Raw genomic sequence first — 18,075 nt, 5'->3', positions numbered from 1 at the left:
TATGTGATCCTGTTTAAATATTCAGATAGATTTACTCCGCAGAATGCAGCAATCAACGCAGCAGTATACGAATCAAAAAATATCCATAAGGAGTGTTTAGGAGAATGTCATTAAGAGAAGAAGCATTACACCTGCATAAAGTCAACCAGGGGAAACTGGAGTCTAAATCAAAAGTAGAGGTCAGAAATGCGAAAGATCTAAGCCTCGCGTATTCTCCGGGTGTTGCAGAACCGTGTAAGGATATTCATGAAGACATTAACAAAGTATATGATTATACAATGAAGGGGAACATGGTAGCAGTTGTAACTGACGGTACAGCTGTACTTGGCCTTGGAAACATCGGCCCTGAAGCGGCGCTTCCTGTTATGGAAGGGAAAGCAGTTCTTTTCAAAAGCTTTGCGGGCGTAGATGCGTTCCCGATTGCTTTAAACACAAACGATGTTGATAAAATCGTTGAAACTGTAAAATTGTTGGAACCTACATTTGGCGGCGTCAACCTTGAAGATATTGCAGCGCCAAACTGCTTTATCATTGAAGAGCGCCTCAAAAAAGAAACAAACATCCCGGTTTTCCATGATGATCAGCACGGTACTGCCATTGTAACCGTAGCAGGTCTTGTGAACGCGCTGAAACTGTCTGGAAAATCCATGTCATCCATTAAAGTTGTCGCAAACGGCGCGGGTGCGGCTGGCATTGCGATTATCAAGCTTCTTCATCATTATGGCGTTCGCGACATTGTGATGTGCGATTCCAAAGGGGCCATTTATGAAGGGCGCCCGAACGGCATGAACGATGTCAAAAATGAAGTGGCGAAGTTCACGAACCAAGATCGCAAAGACGGTTCTCTGAAAGATGTCATCGTTGATGCTGACGTATTTATCGGTGTCTCTGTAGCAGGCGCGTTAACAAAAGAAATGGTTCAAAGCATGGCAAAAGATCCGATTATCTTTGCAATGGCAAATCCAAATCCGGAAATCATGCCGGAAGATGCGCGTGAAGCCGGAGCAAGCGTTATCGGAACTGGCCGTTCTGACTTCCCGAACCAAGTAAACAATGTTCTTGCATTCCCTGGTATTTTCCGCGGAGCGCTTGATGTGCGTGCCACTCATATTAACGAGGAAATGAAAATCGCAGCGGTTGAAGCTATTGCTTCACTGGTGTCAGAAGATGAGCTTAGCGCAGATTATGTCATCCCTGCACCGTTTGATAAACGTGTTGCGCCTGCTGTTGCGAAGGCTGTGGCAAAGGCTGCGATGGAAACAGGTGTTGCAAGAATCACTGTTGACCCTGAGGAAGTCGCAGAAAAAACAAGAAAACTTACGATTATTGGTGAATAATTTTAATTCATTCCAAAAATGGCAGCGCGTTGGCGAAGACCGGCGCGCTGTTCTCAAGTTAAACTGACGGCTGAAATTTTTTTAGGGGGTTAGCCTTAAAAAAATTTCAGCCGGGTTTAACATTATTTTTGAATGCGCTGTCAACCTTGTCGTTTCAACACCTTATCTGATTTCATACAAGCCTTTCCGAGCACGTCATCGAATAAAAAGTTGTCGAATTGAGGATGACAGCGTTTGACAAAAAAAGTACAATAGTTTCGGTAAAGTTATTAGCAAGTCTATCTGTTTGATGACATGCGGTGAAGAGAACCCTTCACAAAAGGGAGGTAATCATTTGTTAAAGGATATATTCACGAAAAAGAAAAAGTATGCTTCCGTACCATCTGATCAAGCGAAGCACGATGTTCCGGAAGGCATTATGACAAAATGTCCTAAGTGTAAAAAAATCATGCTCACTAAAGAGTTGGATAAAAATATGCGGGTATGCATGAACTGCGATTATCATTTCCCAATGAACGCAAAACAGCGTATCGAAAGCTTGATGGATGAACAATCCTTTGAGGAATTCAATCAGGGAATGCTCTCGGAAAATCCGCTTGGTTTCCCGGGATATCTGGAAAAGCTTGAAAAAGATCGCGAGAAAACATCCTTAAACGAGGCTGTTGTGACAGGCAAAGGCACCATCGGCGGACACCCGGCTGTTGTCGCCGTCATGGACTCTTCATTCAGAATGGGCAGCATGGGTTCAGTCGTCGGTGAAAAAATCACGCTTGCGATTGAAAAAGCAAAAGCTGATAAAGTTCCGTTTATTATTTTTACGGCTTCAGGCGGCGCTAGAATGCAGGAAGGCGTATTAAGTTTGATGCAGATGGCTAAGACAAGCTCTGCGTTAAAACTGTTCAGTGAAGAACAGGGTCTTATTATTTCAGTAATGACGCATCCGACTACCGGGGGCGTATCAGCAAGCTTTGCATCCCTTGGCGATTACAATTTCGCTGAGCCTGGCGCGCTGATCGGTTTTGCCGGAAGACGGATTATTGAACAGACAATAGGAGAAAAACTGCCTGAGGACTTCCAAACGGCTGAATTTTTATTAAAACATGGACAGCTTGATGCGGTTATTCATCGCGACGATATGAAAAAAACGTTAGAAAATCTGCTGGATATGCATCAAACAGGAGGTGACATTGAGTGGCTCCAAGATTAGAATTTGAAAAACCGGTGATTGAACTGCAAACCAAAATCGCCGAACTAAAAAAATTCACCCAAGATTCCGATATGGATCTAAGTGCGGAAATCGAACGGCTCGAAGACCGTCTCGCTAAGCTTCAGGATGATATTTACAAAAATTTGAAGCCGTGGGACCGGGTTCAAATCGCGCGTCTGGCGGACCGTCCGACAACTCTTGATTATATCGAACACCTGTTTACCGACTTTTTTGAATGTCACGGAGACAGAGCGTACGGGGACGATGAAGCCATTGTCGGCGGGATTGCGAAGTTCCACGGCCTCCCTGTAACGGTAATCGGGCATCAGCGCGGCAAAGACACGAAGGAAAACCTAGTCCGCAATTTTGGGATGCCGCATCCTGAAGGCTACAGAAAAGCGCTTCGTCTGATGAAACAGGCTGACAAATTTAACAGACCAATTATCTGTTTTATTGATACGAAGGGGGCATACCCTGGACGAGCAGCTGAAGAAAGAGGACAAAGTGAAGCTATTGCCAAAAACCTGTTTGAGATGGCCGGCCTTCGAGTGCCTGTTATCTGCATCGTCATCGGTGAAGGCGGAAGCGGCGGAGCCCTTGGTCTGGGTGTAGGGAATCACTTGCATATGCTGGAAAACTCTACTTATTCTGTTATTTCTCCGGAAGGTGCCGCGGCACTTTTATGGAAGGACTCCAGTCTTGCTAAAAAAGCAGCAGAAACAATGAAAATCACTGCGCCGGATTTAAAAGAATTAGGTATTATAGATCATATGATTAAAGAAGTAAAAGGCGGAGCGCACCATGATGTGAAGCTGCAGGCAAGCTATATGGACGAAACCCTTAAACAATCGTTAAAAACTTTGCTGAAGCTGAGCGAAGAAGAATTAGTTCAGCAGCGCTATGAAAAATATAAAGCAATTGGCAAAGTCTCGGTTGAAGATCAATATATCGGGGTAAACTAAATAAACGTGAAGCCTTTGGCTCACGTTTATTTTTTGTGACATTCCTTAAATTTTATTTAAAAACAATTTATTTAATTGTATAATAGGTAAGGTTTCATAGGGAGGATGGAGATCCCTTTTCATTGTTTTTAGGGCAATGATCATGTTATGTTTAATCATATATGTTGCTGAGGTGAATGGAGAATGAAACGTATAGGGGTATTAACGAGCGGCGGGGATTCCCCGGGAATGAACGCAGCAGTTCGCGCAGTAGTCAGAAAAGCGATCTATCATGACGTTGAAGTTTACGGTATTTACAACGGATACGCGGGATTGATCAGCGGAAAGATTGAAAAGCTTGAACTCGGATCAGTAGGCGATATTATACATCGTGGAGGAACTAAGCTTTATACGGCAAGATGTCCTGAATTCAAAACAGTTGAAGGCCGTGAAAAAGGGATAGAAAACTTGAAGAAGCTTGGTATTGAAGGCCTTGTTGTTATCGGCGGAGACGGTTCATATATGGGTGCGAAAAAATTAACGGAACACGGGTTTCCATGTGTAGGTGTACCGGGTACAATTGATAATGACATTCCGGGCACTGATTTTACAATCGGTTTCGATACAGCTTTAAATACAGTAATTGACGCAATTGATAAGATTCGCGATACAGCGACTTCTCATGAACGTACATATGTAATCGAAGTAATGGGCCGTCATGCCGGCGATATCGCATTGTGGGCCGGTCTTGCAGGGGGCGCAGAATCGATCTTAATCCCTGAGGCAGACTATGACATGCACGAAATCATTGCCCGCTTAAAACGCGGCCACGAACGCGGCAAGAAGCACAGTATTATTATTGTTGCCGAAGGTGTAGGCAGCGGTGTTGAATTCGGGAAACGCATTGAAGAAGAAACAAATCTTGAAACTAGGGTATCTGTATTGGGCCATATCCAGCGCGGAGGTTCTCCGAGTGCTGCTGACCGTGTGTTAGCAAGCCGTCTCGGCGCATATGCAGTTGAACTGCTGCTTGAAGGAAAAGGCGGACGCTGTGTAGGTATACAAAACAATAAGCTTGTAGACCATGATATTATAGAAATACTTGAGACAAAACACACAGTTGAGCAAAACATGTATCAGCTTTCAAAAGAACTGTCTATCTAATGTACAGCTGAAGGCTGAAGATTTCAGAAGGAAGTGAACCAAATGAGAAAAACTAAAATTGTTTGTACCATCGGTCCGGCAAGTGAAAGTATTGAAATGCTTACGAAATTAATGGAGTCAGGAATGAACGTGGCTCGATTAAACTTTTCTCACGGAGATTTTGAGGAGCACGGTGCAAGAATTAAAAATATCCGCGAAGCAAGTAAAAAACTTGGCAAGAACGTTGGAATTCTGCTTGATACAAAAGGTCCTGAAATCCGCACACATACAATGGAAAACGGCGGTATTGAGCTTGAAACAGGCAAAGAGCTCATTATTTCAATGGACGAGGTTGTAGGAACAACAGATAAAATTTCAGTGACATATGAAGGTTTAGTCCATGACGTTGAACAAGGTTCAACGATTCTGTTAGATGACGGCCTTATCGGTCTTGAGGTACTTGATGTAGATGCCGCTAAACGCGAAATCAAAACAAAAGTATTAAACAACGGAACACTCAAAAATAAAAAAGGTGTTAACGTACCGGGCGTAAGTGTCAATCTTCCGGGGATTACTGAAAAGGATGCGCGAGACATCGTTTTCGGTATTGAGCAAGGAGTAGACTTCATCGCACCATCTTTCATTCGACGTTCCACGGATGTGCTCGAAATCCGTGAGCTTCTTGAAGAGCACAACGCTCAGGATATTCAAATCATCCCTAAAATCGAAAACCAAGAGGGCGTTGACAACATCGATGCGATTCTCGAAGTGTCTGACGGCTTAATGGTTGCACGCGGAGACTTAGGTGTGGAAATTCCAGCTGAAGAAGTGCCGCTTGTGCAAAAAGAACTGATCAAAAAATGCAACGCGCTGGGCAAACCTGTTATTACAGCGACACAAATGCTTGACAGCATGCAGCGCAACCCGCGTCCGACTCGTGCGGAAGCAAGTGACGTTGCAAACGCGATCTTCGACGGAACAGATGCGATCATGCTTTCTGGTGAAACTGCTGCCGGAAGTTACCCGGTTGAAGCAGTTCAAACAATGCATAACATCGCGTCCCGTTCTGAAGAAGCTTTAAATTATAAAGAAATTCTCTCAAAACGCAGAGACCAAGTGGGCATGACAATTACAGACGCAATTGGACAATCTGTCGCACATACGGCGATTAACCTGAATGCTGCTGCGATCGTAACGCCGACAGAAAGCGGCCATACAGCACGTATGATTGCAAAATACCGTCCGCAGGCTCCGATTGTTGCGGTTACTGTAAATGACTCTATTTCCAGAAAGCTTGCCCTCGTATCTGGCGTATTCGCGGAAAGCGGCCAAAATGCGAGCTCAACAGATGAGATGCTTGAGGATGCTGTCCAAAAATCATTGAACAGCGGAATTGTAAAACACGGCGATCTTATCGTTATTACAGCTGGCACTGTCGGTGAGTCCGGCACTACGAACTTAATGAAGGTTCATACTGTCGGCGATATCATCGCTAAAGGCCAAGGCATTGGACGCAAATCAGCTTACGGTCCGGTTGTCGTTGCACAAAATGCAAAAGAAGCTGAGCAAAAAATGACTGACGGTGCGGTACTTGTTACCAAAAGCACTGACCGTGATATGATTGCATCTCTTGAAAAAGCGTCTGCTCTTATTACAGAAGAAGGCGGTTTGACTAGCCATGCTGCGGTAGTCGGATTAAGCCTTGGCATCCCGGTTATCGTGGGTCTGGAAAATGCGACATCTATTTTGACAGATGGCCAGGATATTACAGTTGACGCTTCCAGAGGCGCAGTCTATCAAGGCCGTGCGAGCGTTCTTTAATTACAGGTGAAAATGGAAGGGGAATCCCTTCCTTTTCTCTTTATCATGCCTTTTGTTGAACAGAACGTGTTACACGTGTGGGGGGCTTGGATATGAGATTTTTGTTTTTGCTTTTTATTGTGTTTCCGGCAATAGAAATCGGCATATTCCTATTTTTAGGCAAGTTGATTGGCATTTCATTTTACCGACAGTTCTATTCATGATTCTGACTGGCATTATCGGCGCAGCAGCTGCAAAAAAACAAGGAACCGAAGTGTATTATAAGGTTCAGCGTGATCTTCAATATGGCAAAATGCCGGGAGAAGCGATTGCTGACGGTCTGTGCATTTTCATTGGCGGTCTATTGCTGATGCTTCCGGGCTTTTTATCAGATTTGGCCGGCGCCTGTCTTCTTATCCCGTTTACCCGCGGCTGGTGTAAGCCGATTCTGTTCAAATGGCTGAGAGGTATGTCGAAGAATAAGCGGATCATCATCAAATAAAAAACGGCAGCCATGAAAAAACGGCTGCCGTTTTATTTTTGCTGAACGGTGATATAGGACCATATTTCTTTTAATGCGCCTGTTGTGATGAAAGCTTGGATGATGACGAGTACAGCCGGTCCCGCAATCAGTCCTAAAAACCCGAATAATTTAAAGCCGGCAAACAGGGCGATGAGTGTTGCCAGCGGATCGATCCCGATAGATTTACTTAGTATCTTGGGCTCTGTCAGCTGCCGCTGAATAAGAACGACGAGGTACAGGATACCAATTCCGATTGCTTGGGGCAGCTGGCCCGTAATCGATAAATACAAAATCCAGGGCACAAATACGGAGCCGGCACCTAAGTAAGGGAGAAGATCTACAAGCCCGATTAAAAAAGCAATTGTTGCGGCGTGTTCAACCTTTAAGAGAGAAAGGCCGATAAATACAATCACCATCGTGATGAAAACGAGGACGGCTTGTGCTTTGATAAAACCAGTCATTGCTTTTTTTAATTCGCTGCTGATCGCTTTGCTGTTAGCTGTCACACGATCCGGCAGAATTAAAACAAGCATGGCTTTCAGCTTATGCCAATCCTTTGTCATAAAAAAGGTTGCCAGAAGAGAAAAAATCAGAACCGCCGCCGTATTGGGAAGAAGAGCGAAAAATCTCGGGATCATCTCTAGAATGTGGGACAGCAGGAGCCCGGCATTTTTAGCGGCAGAATCACCGAGCGTCTGGATATGAGTGACGATGGAAGCCTGCTGGTTTGTTTCCAATTCTTGAAACAAAAGAGTTAACTCGTTATAGAGCGGCTGAATATGAGTTGTAAACAATTTTTCGCAATATGAAATAAACGTGCTGATATGCGGAGGCAGCGTTTTTGCTAGATAGGCTGTTCCCGTTACGATTTCGGCTACCAGAATGGTGAGCACGCCGAAGGCTGCGAGCAGAAAAAAAGCAAGAACGCCCAGAACATTTATCGTTCGGGGGAATCCTGTCACTTTGTCCAAATAATCGACAACAGGATGAATCACTGATGAAAGAATAAGGGCGATCAGGAACGGATAAGTTAACGGAAACGAATAATAGGCCGCAGCTATCAACCCTGCGGTCATTGATATGACAAAGAGGGTTCTGAAAAAAATAGTGATATAAGATTGATTCACGAAAACGGTCCTCCTCTCGTCAGCATGTCCTATTTTTTATATGTATTCACGCTGCGGCTGAATATGAATACATTCATCTTAAAGGAGGGATGGCATGTGTTTACACAAGCGAATTTATTTTTAATTTTACTCTTGGCTATCGCACTTATCGCAAAAAACCAATCATTGCTCTTTGCTGTATCCGTCCTTTTGATCATCAAAATCGTTGGGCTTGATCAGAAATTATTTCCGACCATCCAGTCAAAAGGCATTAACTGGGGTGTGACCATTATTACCATCGCCGTTCTTGTCCCGATTGCCACGGGAGAAATCGGATTTAAGCAGCTCGGAGAAGCAATGCGGTCTTCCTACGCATGGATCGCCCTTGGAGCGGGGATCGCAGTGGCGCTGATTGCAAAAAACGGCCTGACTCTGCTTGAAAATGATCCGCATATTACAACTGCTCTCGTGATCGGGACCATTCTTGCAGTAGCGCTTTTTGGAGGAGTTGCGGTGGGACCGTTGATCGGAGCGGGGATTGCTTATTTAGCCATGCAGATCGTAAAACTGTTCACTTCATAAAAAAAGCGGCCTTAAAGCCGCTTTTTTTTTGTATGCAAAAACCCGCAAATAAAGGCGTTTTTTCGGGGAAATCACAGAATGAAAAAAAAAATTATAGGTAAACATTTAACAAATGTCTGATTATTGTTTATAATGAGAATAGGCTTAAACTTAAATAAGCTTATAAGAATTTGTTATGTTCTTTCATAAGCAAAGGGTTTTAGTTCCAGCAGCCAGTAAAATGTAAGCATTTTCTTTTTGGGGGAGAGAAATACTTGCATCGTGCTTTTTAAGTAAGCCTCATGTTTTTACAACACTCTTAAAGGGGAAATTTATTGAAAAGGAGATGTTATATATGACAGCGACACGCGGTCTTGAAGGGGTTGTAGCAACAACATCATCTGTTAGTTCTATTATTGATGATACCCTTACATATGTGGGGTATGATATCGATGATTTGACAGAGAATGCAAGTTTTGAAGAAATCATCTACTTGCTTTGGCATCTAAGGCTGCCAAACAAAAAAGAGCTTGAAGAGTTAAAGCAGCAGCTTGCAAAGGAAGCTGCCGTTCCGCAAGAAATTATTGAGCACTTCAAATCTTATTCCCTCGAAAATGTTCATCCCATGGCTGCTCTTCGGACAGCAATTTCATTACTAGGCCTGCTTGACAGCGAGGCTGATACCATGAACCCGGAAGCCAACTACAGAAAGGCGATCCGCCTTCAGGCAAAGGTGCCTGGCCTGGTTGCAGCGTTTTCCAGAATTCGCAAGGGTCTTGAGCCTGTTGAACCGAGAGAAGATTACGGTATTGCGGAGAATTTTCTTTACACATTAAACGGTGAAGAGCCTTCACCAATTGAGGTTGAAGCCTTCAACAAAGCATTGATTTTACATGCTGACCATGAGCTGAACGCGTCAACGTTCACAGCGAGGGTCTGCGTCGCAACACTTTCTGACATCTATTCAGGCATTACTGCAGCAATCGGCGCGCTGAAAGGGCCTCTTCACGGCGGAGCGAATGAAGGCGTTATGAAAATGCTGACAGAAATCGGTGAAGTGGAAAACGCTGAGCCGTACATCCGCGCTAAACTTGAAAAGAAAGAAAAAATCATGGGATTCGGCCACCGTGTGTATAAGCATGGTGATCCGCGCGCGAAGCATCTGAAAGAAATGAGCAAGCGCCTGACCAACCTGACAGGCGAAAGCAAATGGTATGAGATGTCCATTCGTATAGAAGACATCGTCACATCAGAGAAAAAGCTTCCGCCTAACGTTGATTTCTATTCGGCTTCTGTATATCACAGCCTCGGTATTGACCATGATTTGTTTACACCGATTTTTGCTGTAAGCAGAATGTCCGGCTGGCTCGCTCATATTCTTGAGCAGTATGACAACAACCGTCTGATCCGCCCGCGGGCAGATTACACAGGCCCTGACAAACAAAAATTCGTTCCGATTGAAGAAAGAGCCTAAAGAACCATTGGAGGCTGGCTTGCGTCAATGAGGTTAGCCTCTTGTTCAGAACATCAAAATTGGGTTACACTTTAAATTGAATGTTAGGAAAAATCATTTTATTTTCTATATAAGAAAAATAAAATGTTTTCTAAATATGAATTACATACTGGGAGGTTTTTTATTGTGGCACAAGGTGAAAAAATTACAGTCTCTAACGGAGTATTAAACGTACCAAACAACCCGATTATCCCATTTATCGAAGGAGACGGAACCGGTCCTGATATTTGGAACGCGGCTTCGAAGGTTTTGGAAGCAGCAGTAGAAAAAGCATACAAAGGCGAAAAGAAAATTACATGGAAAGAAGTTTACGCCGGAGAAAAGGCTTATAATAAAACAGGTGAGTGGCTCCCTGCTGAAACATTAGATGTGATCCGCGAATATTTCATCGCGATTAAAGGCCCGTTAACGACACCTGTCGGCGGCGGTATCCGTTCTTTGAACGTAGCGCTCAGACAAGAGCTTGACCTATTCGTCTGCTTAAGACCTGTAAGATACTTTACTGGAGTGCCGTCACCGGTAAAACGCCCTGAAGATACTGATATGGTCATCTTCCGTGAAAATACAGAAGATATTTACGCAGGCATCGAGTATGCAAAAGGCTCTGAAGAAGTGCAAAAGCTTGTCAGCTTCCTTCAAAATGAGTTAAACGTCAACAAAATCCGTTTCCCTGAGACATCAGGTATCGGCATTAAGCCTGTTTCAGAAGAAGGAACAAGCCGCTTGGTCAGAGCTGCCATTGATTATGCGATCGAGCATGGCCGCAAATCTGTAACGCTTGTTCACAAAGGAAACATCATGAAGTTCACAGAAGGCGCCTTCAAAAACTGGGGCTATGAACTTGCTGAAAAAGAATACGGAGATAAAGTCTTCACGTGGGCTCAATATGACCGCATTGCTGAAGAACAAGGAAAAGACGCTGCCAACAAAGCGCAAAGCGAAGCGGAAGCAGCAGGAAAAATCATTATCAAAGACAGCATTGCTGACATTTTCCTTCAGCAGATTTTAACGCGTCCAAACGAGTTTGATGTCGTTGCGACAATGAACTTGAACGGAGATTACATTTCTGATGCTCTTGCTGCGCAAGTCGGCGGAATCGGCATTGCTCCTGGAGCGAACATCAACTACGAAACAGGACATGCGATTTTCGAGGCGACGCACGGAACGGCTCCTAAATATGCAGGCCTTGATAAAGTAAACCCATCTTCAGTTATTCTTTCAGGCGTTCTGCTTCTTGAGCATTTAGGATGGAACGAAGCGGCTGATTTGGTTATCAAATCTATGGAAAAAACAATCGCTTCTAAAGTCGTAACTTACGATTTTGCCAGATTAATGGACGGCGCGACTGAAGTGAAATGTTCAGAGTTCGGAGAAGAACTGATCAAAAACATGGACTAAGCAAGGAAAAAGCCTAAAACTAGCCATAAAGGAGAAGAGAGACATGGGAAATACTCGTAAAAAAGTTTCTGTTATCGGAGCAGGTTTTACCGGAGCTACAACTGCATTTTTAATCGCTCAAAAAGAGCTGGCAGACGTTGTTCTTGTTGACATTCCGCAATTGGAGAACCCGACAAAGGGAAAAGCGCTTGATATGCTTGAAGCAAGCCCGGTTCAAGGCTTTGACGCAAAAATTACGGGAACATCCAATTACGAGGATACAGCTGGCTCTGACATTGTAGTCATTACAGCCGGTATCGCAAGAAAACCTGGTATGAGCAGAGATGATCTGGTCTCTACAAACGAAAAGATTATGAGAAGCGTTACGCGGGAAATCGTGAAATATTCTCCTGACTCTATTATTGTGGTGCTGACAAATCCTGTTGATGCAATGACATACGCGGTGTACAAAGAATCAGGCTTCCCTAAAGAGCGTGTAATCGGCCAGTCCGGTGTGCTTGATACGGCAAGATTCAGAACATTTGTGGCAGAGGAATTAAACCTGTCAGTGAAAGATGTGACTGGTTTCGTACTCGGCGGACACGGTGACGATATGGTGCCGCTTGTGCGTTATTCTTATGCTGGCGGTATCCCGCTTGAAACTCTTATTCCGAAAGAACGGATTGACGCAATTGTGGAGCGCACTAGAAAAGGCGGAGGCGAAATCGTGAATCTTCTTGGAAACGGAAGCGCGTATTATGCGCCTGCGGCTTCTCTGACTGAAATGGTCGAAGCAATCTTGAAAGATCAGCGCCGCGTTCTTCCTACAATTGCTTATCTTGAAGGGGAATACGGCTATGAAGGCATCTACCTTGGTGTTCCTACAATTGTAGGCGGCAACGGTCTTGAGCAAATCATTGAACTTGAACTGACAGACTATGAAAGAGCGCAGCTGAATAAATCAGTTGAATCTGTCAAAAATGTCATGAAAGTATTATCCTAATAAAAAGAGAGAAAGGCTTGCTTAATACAGCCTTTCTCTTTTTACTATATATGAAAGCGCTATCATGCACATCTTTATTTCTTTTAAAAATGATGTAAAAGGCGAATTGTCGGAATGTCCTGCTTTCGCTAAAATAAAATCATGAAACATGTTAAGATGACATAAAATAGAGAAATAGGATGTCGGGGAATTATAATACTGGAGGCACAGCATGAACAAGAAAATTTTAGTTGTGGATGATGAAGAATCTATTGTTACTCTTTTACAGTACAATTTGGAACGGTCAGGCTATGATGTCATTACCGCCTCGGATGGGGAAGAAGCACTCAAAAAAGCGGAAACAGAGAAGCCTGATTTGATTGTGCTTGATGTGATGCTTCCAAAATTGGACGGAATCGAAGTATGCAAGCAGCTGAGACAGCAAAAACTGATGTTTCCCATTTTAATGCTGACAGCGAAGGATGAGGAATTCGACAAAGTATTAGGGCTGGAGCTCGGTGCTGATGATTATATGACCAAGCCGTTCAGTCCAAGGGAAGTAAATGCGAGAGTCAAAGCGATTTTAAGGCGTTCGGAAATAGCTGCGCCCTCTAGTGAGATGAAGAACGATGAAATGGAAGGCCAGATCGTAATCGGCGATCTGAAAATCCTGCCTGATCATTATGAAGCGTACTTTAAAGAAAGTCAGCTTGAACTGACACCGAAAGAATTCGAACTGCTGCTGTATTTAGGCAGACATAAAGGCAGAGTTCTGACAAGAGACCTGCTGCTGAGCGCAGTCTGGAATTATGATTTTGCCGGAGATACGAGAATTGTTGATGTGCACATCAGCCATCTTCGCGACAAAATTGAAAACAATACCAAAAAACCGATCTACATTAAAACGATTAGGGGATTGGGGTATAAACTGGAGGAGCCAAAAATGAATGAATAAATACCGTGTGCGCCTTTTTTCTGTATTCGTTGTCTGTATGATTCTGGTGTTTTGTGTCCTCGGGCTGTTTTTACAGCAGCTTTTTGAAACATCTGATCAAAGGAAAGCAGAGGAACACATTGAAAAAGAAGCAAAATACTTGGCTTCGCTTCTTGATGCCGGCAATCTGAATAATCAAGCAAATGAGAAAATCATTAAAGATGCAGGCGGCGCGCTTGATGTGAGCGCATCCGTTATTGATACAGACGGCAAGGTGCTGTATGGGTCAAACGGGAGATCGGCTGATTCCCAAAAGGTGCAGGCGCTTGTTTCTGGCCATGAGGGTATTCTGTCAACAACAGATAACAAGCTTTATTACGGACTTTCACTTAGAAGCGAAGGTGAAAAAACAGGATATGTGCTGCTTTCCGCCTCTGAAAAAAGCGACGGCTTAAAAGGCGAATTGTGGGGGATGCTGACGGCCAGTCTTTGTACCGCATTTATCGTCATTGTTTATTTTTATTCCAGCATGACCTCACGTTATAAAAGGTCAATTGAGTCAGCGACAAATGTAGCCACAGAACTCTCTAAGGGCAACTACGATGCACGGACGTACGGCGGCTATATTAGGCGTTCTGATAAGCTAGGACATGCGATGAACAGCCTTGCCATTGATCTGATGGAAATGACGCGAACGCAGGAAATGCAGCGGGATCGGCTGCTGACAGTCATTGAAAACATTGGCTCCGGGCTGATTATGATCGACGGAAGAGGCTTTATTAATCTCGTAAACAGGTCTTACGCCAAGCAGTTTCATATCAATCCGAATCATATGCTGCGCCGTCTTTATCACGATGCATTTGAACATGAAGAAGTGATCCAGCTTGTCGAAGACATTTTTATGACGGAGACAAAGAAATGCAAGCTGTTAAGACTGCCGATCAAAATAGAACGGCGTTATTTTGAAGTGGACGGCGTTCCGATTATGGGGCCGGACGATGAATGGAAAGGAATTGTGCTTGTTTTCCATGACATGACGGAAACAAAGAAATTAGAGCAGATGAGGAAGGATTTTGTGGCCAATGTTTCTCATGAGCTGAAAACACCGATTACGTCCATAAAAGGGTTTACGGAGACGTTATTGGATGGGGCGATGGAAGACAAAGAGGCGCTTTCTGAATTTCTCTCTATTATTCTTAAGGAAAGCGAAAGGCTTCAGTCTTTGGTTCAGGATTTGCTCGATCTCTCAAAAATCGAGCAGCAAAATTTCACGCTCAGTATCGAAACGTTTGAGCCGGCCAAAATGCTTGTTGAGATTGAAACGCTTCTGAAGCATAAGGCGGATGAGAAAGGCATCTCCTTGCACCTGAATGTCCCGAAAGACCCTCAATATGTATCTGGTGACCCGTACAGGCTGAAACAGGTATTTCTTAATCTCGTAAACAATGCGTTAACCTACACGCCTGAGGGGGGCTCCGTGGCTATCAATGTAAAGCCCAGAGAAAAAGATATTCAGATTGAGGTTGCCGATTCTGGAATCGGAATTCAGAAAGAAGAAATTCCGCGCATCTTTGAACGCTTTTACCGCGTAGATAAAGACAGAAGCAGGAATTCGGGCGGAACAGGGCTGGGCCTTGCGATTGTCAAGCATTTAATAGAGGCTCATGAAGGGAAAATTGATGTCACAAGCGAGCCTGGACGGGGAACTGTCTTTACCGTGACGCTGAAACGGGCCGCTGAAAAGTCCGCCTAATGTTTACAAAGGTTTAACAATATCTTCATGCACTGTTAAACCTATGCTGGTAGGATGTAGTAGAACCCCTTCATCCAAGGAGCCAATTTTGACGGCGGGAACCTATTTGTGTTCCCGTCCTTTTTTGTGTCTTCTCTTATAGTTCACGTATTTTCCTTTCAAATTGAACTTTGTTAAAATAAGAGGAGCTAATGACTATGTAAGAGATGAATGGAAGCCTGAGGCTTCTTAGGAGGAAATTGAATGACGGAACGAAAAAAATTAGTGCTTGTAGACGGAAACAGTCTGGCTTACCGGGCGTTTTTTGCATTGCCGCTGTTAAGCAATGATAAAGGTGTTCATACAAATGCTGTATACGGCTTTGCGATGATTTTGATGAAAATGCTTGAGGATGAAAAACCGACGCACATGCTGGTTGCGTTTGATGCCGGGAAAACAACATTTCGTCACGGCACATTTAAAGAATATAAAGGCGGCAGACAGAAAACCCCGCCTGAGCTTTCCGAACAAATGCCGTTTATCCGCGAGCTGCTGGATGCCTACCAGATCAGCCGCTATGAACTGGAACAATATGAAGCGGATGATATTATCGGCACACTGGCCAAATCGGCTGAAAAAGACGGATTTGAAGTAAAGGTTTTCTCAGGGGATAAGGATTTAACCCAGCTGGCAACGGACAAAACGACAGTTGCCATTACGAGAAAGGGAATTACCGATGTTGAATTTTACACACCGGAGCATGTCAAAGAGAAATACGGGCTTACGCCTGAACAAATCATTGACATGAAGGGTCTGATGGGCGATTCCTCAGATAATATTCCGGGTGTGCCCGGCGTCGGAGAAAAGACTGCGATTAAGCTTTTAAAACAATTTGATTCGGTTGAAAAGCTGCTGGAGTCCATTGACGAGGTGAGCGGAAAGAAATTGAAGGAAAAGCTTGAGGAGTTTAAGGATCAGGCATTGATGAGCAAGGAGCTTGCGACAATTATGACGGATGCTCCGATTGAGGTATCTGTTTCCGGCCTGGAATATCAAGGCTTTAATCGTGAACAGGTCATTGCCATCTTTAAAGATCTTGGCTTCAACACGCTTCTTGAACGGCTTGGAGAAGACAGTGCAGAAGCAGAACAGGATCAATCGTTGGAAGACATTAATGTCAAAACAGTCACAGACGTGACAAGCGATATATTGGTTTCTCCATCCGCATTTGTCGTTGAACAGATTGGCGATAATTATCATGAAGAGCCGATCCTCGGATTTTCGATCGTAAATGAAACGGGAGCTTATTTCATTCCGAAAGACATTGCCGTTGAGTCTGAGGTGTTTAAAGAATGGGTGGAAAATGACGAGCAGAAGAAATGGGTCTTCGACAGCAAGCGGGCCGTTGTCGCTTTGCGCTGGCAGGGCATTGAGCTGAAAGGAGCCGAGTTTGATACGCTCCTTGCGGCTTATATCATCAACCCGGGCAATTCATATGACGACGTTGCGAGTGTGGCTAAGGATTACGGCCTGCATATCGTTTCAAGTGATGAATCAGTTTATGGAAAAGGAGCAAAACGGGCAGTGCCGTCAGAAGACGTACTGTCTGAGCACCTTGGCCGAAAAGCGTTAGCGATTCAAAGCCTTCGGGAAAAGCTCGTTCAGGAGCTGGAAAACAACGACCAGCTTGAACTGTTTGAAGAGCTGGAAATGCCTCTTGCGCTTATTCTTGGCGAAATGGAATCAACTGGCGTCAAGGTCGATGTTGACCGTTTAAAACGGATGGGTGAAGAACTGGGTGCGAAGCTGAAGGAATATGAAGAAAAAATCCATGAGATTGCGGGAGAGCCGTTTAACATCAATTCTCCGAAACAGCTAGGCGTCATCTTATTTGAAAAGATCGGCCTTCCTGTCGTAAAGAAAACGAAAACAGGCTATTCTACGTCTGCCGATGTGCTTGAAAAGCTGGCTGACAAGCATGATATTGTCGACTATATTTTACAGTACAGACAAATTGGCAAGCTTCAATCAACATATATCGAAGGGCTTTTAAAGGTGACGAGACCGGATTCGCATAAAGTGCACACGCGATTTAACCAGGCCTTAACGCAAACTGGCCGTCTCAGCTCGACTGATCCGAACCTGCAAAACATTCCGATCAGGCTTGAGGAAGGGCGGAAAATTCGCCAAGCTTTTGTGCCGTCTGAAAAAGACTGGCTCATTTTTGCAGCCGATTATTCACAAATCGAGCTGCGGGTGCTTGCCCATATTTCAAAGGATGATAATCTGATCGAAGCTTTTACAAATGATATGGATATTCACACGAAAACGGCAATGGATGTGTTCCATGTCGCTAAGGATGAAGTGACATCTGCGATGAGACGCCAGGCGAAAGCGGTCAACTTTGGCATTGTATACGGGATCAGCGATTACGGTCTGTCACAGAACCTCGGCATTACCCGGAAGGAAGCGGGAGCATTTATCGACCGCTATCTGGAAAGCTTCCAAGGCGTAAAAGCGTACATGGAAGATTCAGTACAGGAAGCGAAGCAAAAAGGATACGTAACAACGCTTATGCATCGCCGCCGCTACATCCCTGAGCTGACGAGCCGGAACTTTAATATCCGAAGTTTTGCGGAGCGGACGGCCATGAATACGCCGATTCAAGGAAGCGCCGCTGATATTATCAAAAAAGCCATGATTGACATGGCTGCCAAGCTGAAAGAAAAACAGTTGAAAGCAAGGCTTCTGCTTCAAGTACACGATGAATTGATTTTTGAGGCGCCAAAGGAAGAAATTGAAATTCTTGAAAAGCTTGTTCCTGAAGTGATGGAGCATGCGCTTGCATTAGATGTGCCGTTAAAGGTGGACTTTGCATCAGGCCCATCTTGGTACGATGCGAAATAAACAGAGATAGGA

Annotated in this window: 13 protein-coding genes and 1 pseudogene; 13 read left to right on the top strand and 1 reads right to left on the bottom strand. The window is 44.2% G+C overall.

The annotated features are described in order from the left end of the window. The first annotated feature begins 104 nt into the window (after positions 1-104). From maeB to ACFVP7_RS16090, 6 genes and pseudogenes are all read left to right on the top strand, one after another. On the top strand, positions 105-1,337 hold the full coding sequence (gene maeB, locus ACFVP7_RS16115) for an NADP-dependent malic enzyme (RefSeq protein WP_014664951.1): 1,233 nt from the start codon (positions 105-107) through the stop codon (positions 1,335-1,337). A gap of 334 nt (positions 1,338-1,671) precedes the next feature. Next, entirely contained in the window at positions 1,672-2,544 is an 873-nt protein-coding gene (gene accD / locus ACFVP7_RS16110; RefSeq protein ID WP_003223544.1) for an acetyl-CoA carboxylase, carboxyltransferase subunit beta, read from the top strand. Next, the gene (gene accA, locus ACFVP7_RS16105; protein WP_003229417.1) at positions 2,529-3,506 is read left to right on the top strand and encodes an acetyl-CoA carboxylase carboxyl transferase subunit alpha; all 978 of its coding nucleotides are present in this window, start codon (positions 2,529-2,531) and stop codon (positions 3,504-3,506) included. The genes accD and accA overlap by 16 nt, the downstream gene beginning before the upstream one ends. Before the next feature lie 183 nt (positions 3,507-3,689). After that, positions 3,690-4,649 (top strand): 6-phosphofructokinase, encoded by a 960-nt coding sequence (gene pfkA, locus ACFVP7_RS16100; protein WP_003237788.1) that lies wholly within the window; start codon positions 3,690-3,692, stop codon positions 4,647-4,649. A 42-nt stretch (positions 4,650-4,691) separates the two neighbouring features. Beyond that, positions 4,692-6,449 (top strand): pyruvate kinase, encoded by a 1,758-nt coding sequence (gene pyk / locus ACFVP7_RS16095; RefSeq protein ID WP_004398560.1) that lies wholly within the window; start codon positions 4,692-4,694, stop codon positions 6,447-6,449. A 92-nt stretch (positions 6,450-6,541) separates the two neighbouring features. Further along, positions 6,542-6,930: pseudogene (locus tag ACFVP7_RS16090) on the top strand (FxsA family protein). 32 nt (positions 6,931-6,962) lie between these two features. On the opposite strand, the gene ytvI reads toward ACFVP7_RS16090, so the two are convergent. Beyond that, positions 6,963-8,078: a sporulation integral membrane protein YtvI gene (ytvI, locus tag ACFVP7_RS16085; RefSeq protein WP_338730673.1), complete on the bottom strand. Its 1,116-nt coding sequence runs from the start codon at positions 8,076-8,078 to the stop codon at positions 6,963-6,965. 96 nt (positions 8,079-8,174) lie between these two features. Here ytvI and ACFVP7_RS16080 point away from each other — a divergent pair, with 96 nt between their 5' ends. The 7 genes from ACFVP7_RS16080 to polA all read left to right on the top strand — a co-directional run bounded on the left by ACFVP7_RS16080 (position 8,175) and on the right by polA (position 18,063). Beyond that, a complete protein-coding gene (locus ACFVP7_RS16080) occupies positions 8,175-8,639 on the top strand; it encodes a DUF441 domain-containing protein (RefSeq protein WP_004398695.1) in 465 nt (154 codons plus the stop codon). Positions 8,640-8,973: 334 nt separating this feature from the next. Continuing rightward, on the top strand, positions 8,974-10,092 hold the full coding sequence (gene citZ, locus ACFVP7_RS16075; protein ID WP_004398810.1) for a citrate synthase: 1,119 nt from the start codon (positions 8,974-8,976) through the stop codon (positions 10,090-10,092). 165 nt (positions 10,093-10,257) lie between these two features. After that, positions 10,258-11,529 carry an NADP-dependent isocitrate dehydrogenase gene (gene icd, locus ACFVP7_RS16070; protein ID WP_163131695.1) on the top strand — a complete coding sequence of 424 codons (1,272 nt, stop codon included), beginning with the start codon at positions 10,258-10,260 and terminating at the stop codon, positions 11,527-11,529. 43 nt (positions 11,530-11,572) lie between these two features. Continuing rightward, entirely contained in the window at positions 11,573-12,511 is a 939-nt protein-coding gene (mdh, locus tag ACFVP7_RS16065) for a malate dehydrogenase (protein ID WP_003237775.1), read from the top strand. Positions 12,512-12,722: 211 nt separating this feature from the next. Continuing rightward, positions 12,723-13,445, top strand: a complete 723-nt coding sequence (gene phoP, locus ACFVP7_RS16060) for a two-component system response regulator PhoP (RefSeq protein WP_003229442.1) — start codon at positions 12,723-12,725, stop codon at positions 13,443-13,445. Further along, on the top strand, positions 13,438-15,177 hold the full coding sequence (phoR, locus tag ACFVP7_RS16055) for a sensory box histidine kinase PhoR (RefSeq protein WP_014480538.1): 1,740 nt from the start codon (positions 13,438-13,440) through the stop codon (positions 15,175-15,177). The genes phoP and phoR overlap by 8 nt, the downstream gene beginning before the upstream one ends. A 243-nt stretch (positions 15,178-15,420) precedes the next feature. Further along, positions 15,421-18,063: a DNA polymerase I gene (gene polA, locus ACFVP7_RS16050; protein ID WP_338730671.1), complete on the top strand. Its 2,643-nt coding sequence runs from the start codon at positions 15,421-15,423 to the stop codon at positions 18,061-18,063. Positions 18,064-18,075: the final 12 nt, after the last annotated feature.

It is taken from the genome of Bacillus sp. SG20033 (assembly GCF_044570195.1).
GTDB classification, from domain to species: domain Bacteria; phylum Bacillota; class Bacilli; order Bacillales; family Bacillaceae; genus Bacillus; species Bacillus subtilis.
This window is presented reverse-complemented; position numbering and strand designations above follow the sequence as displayed.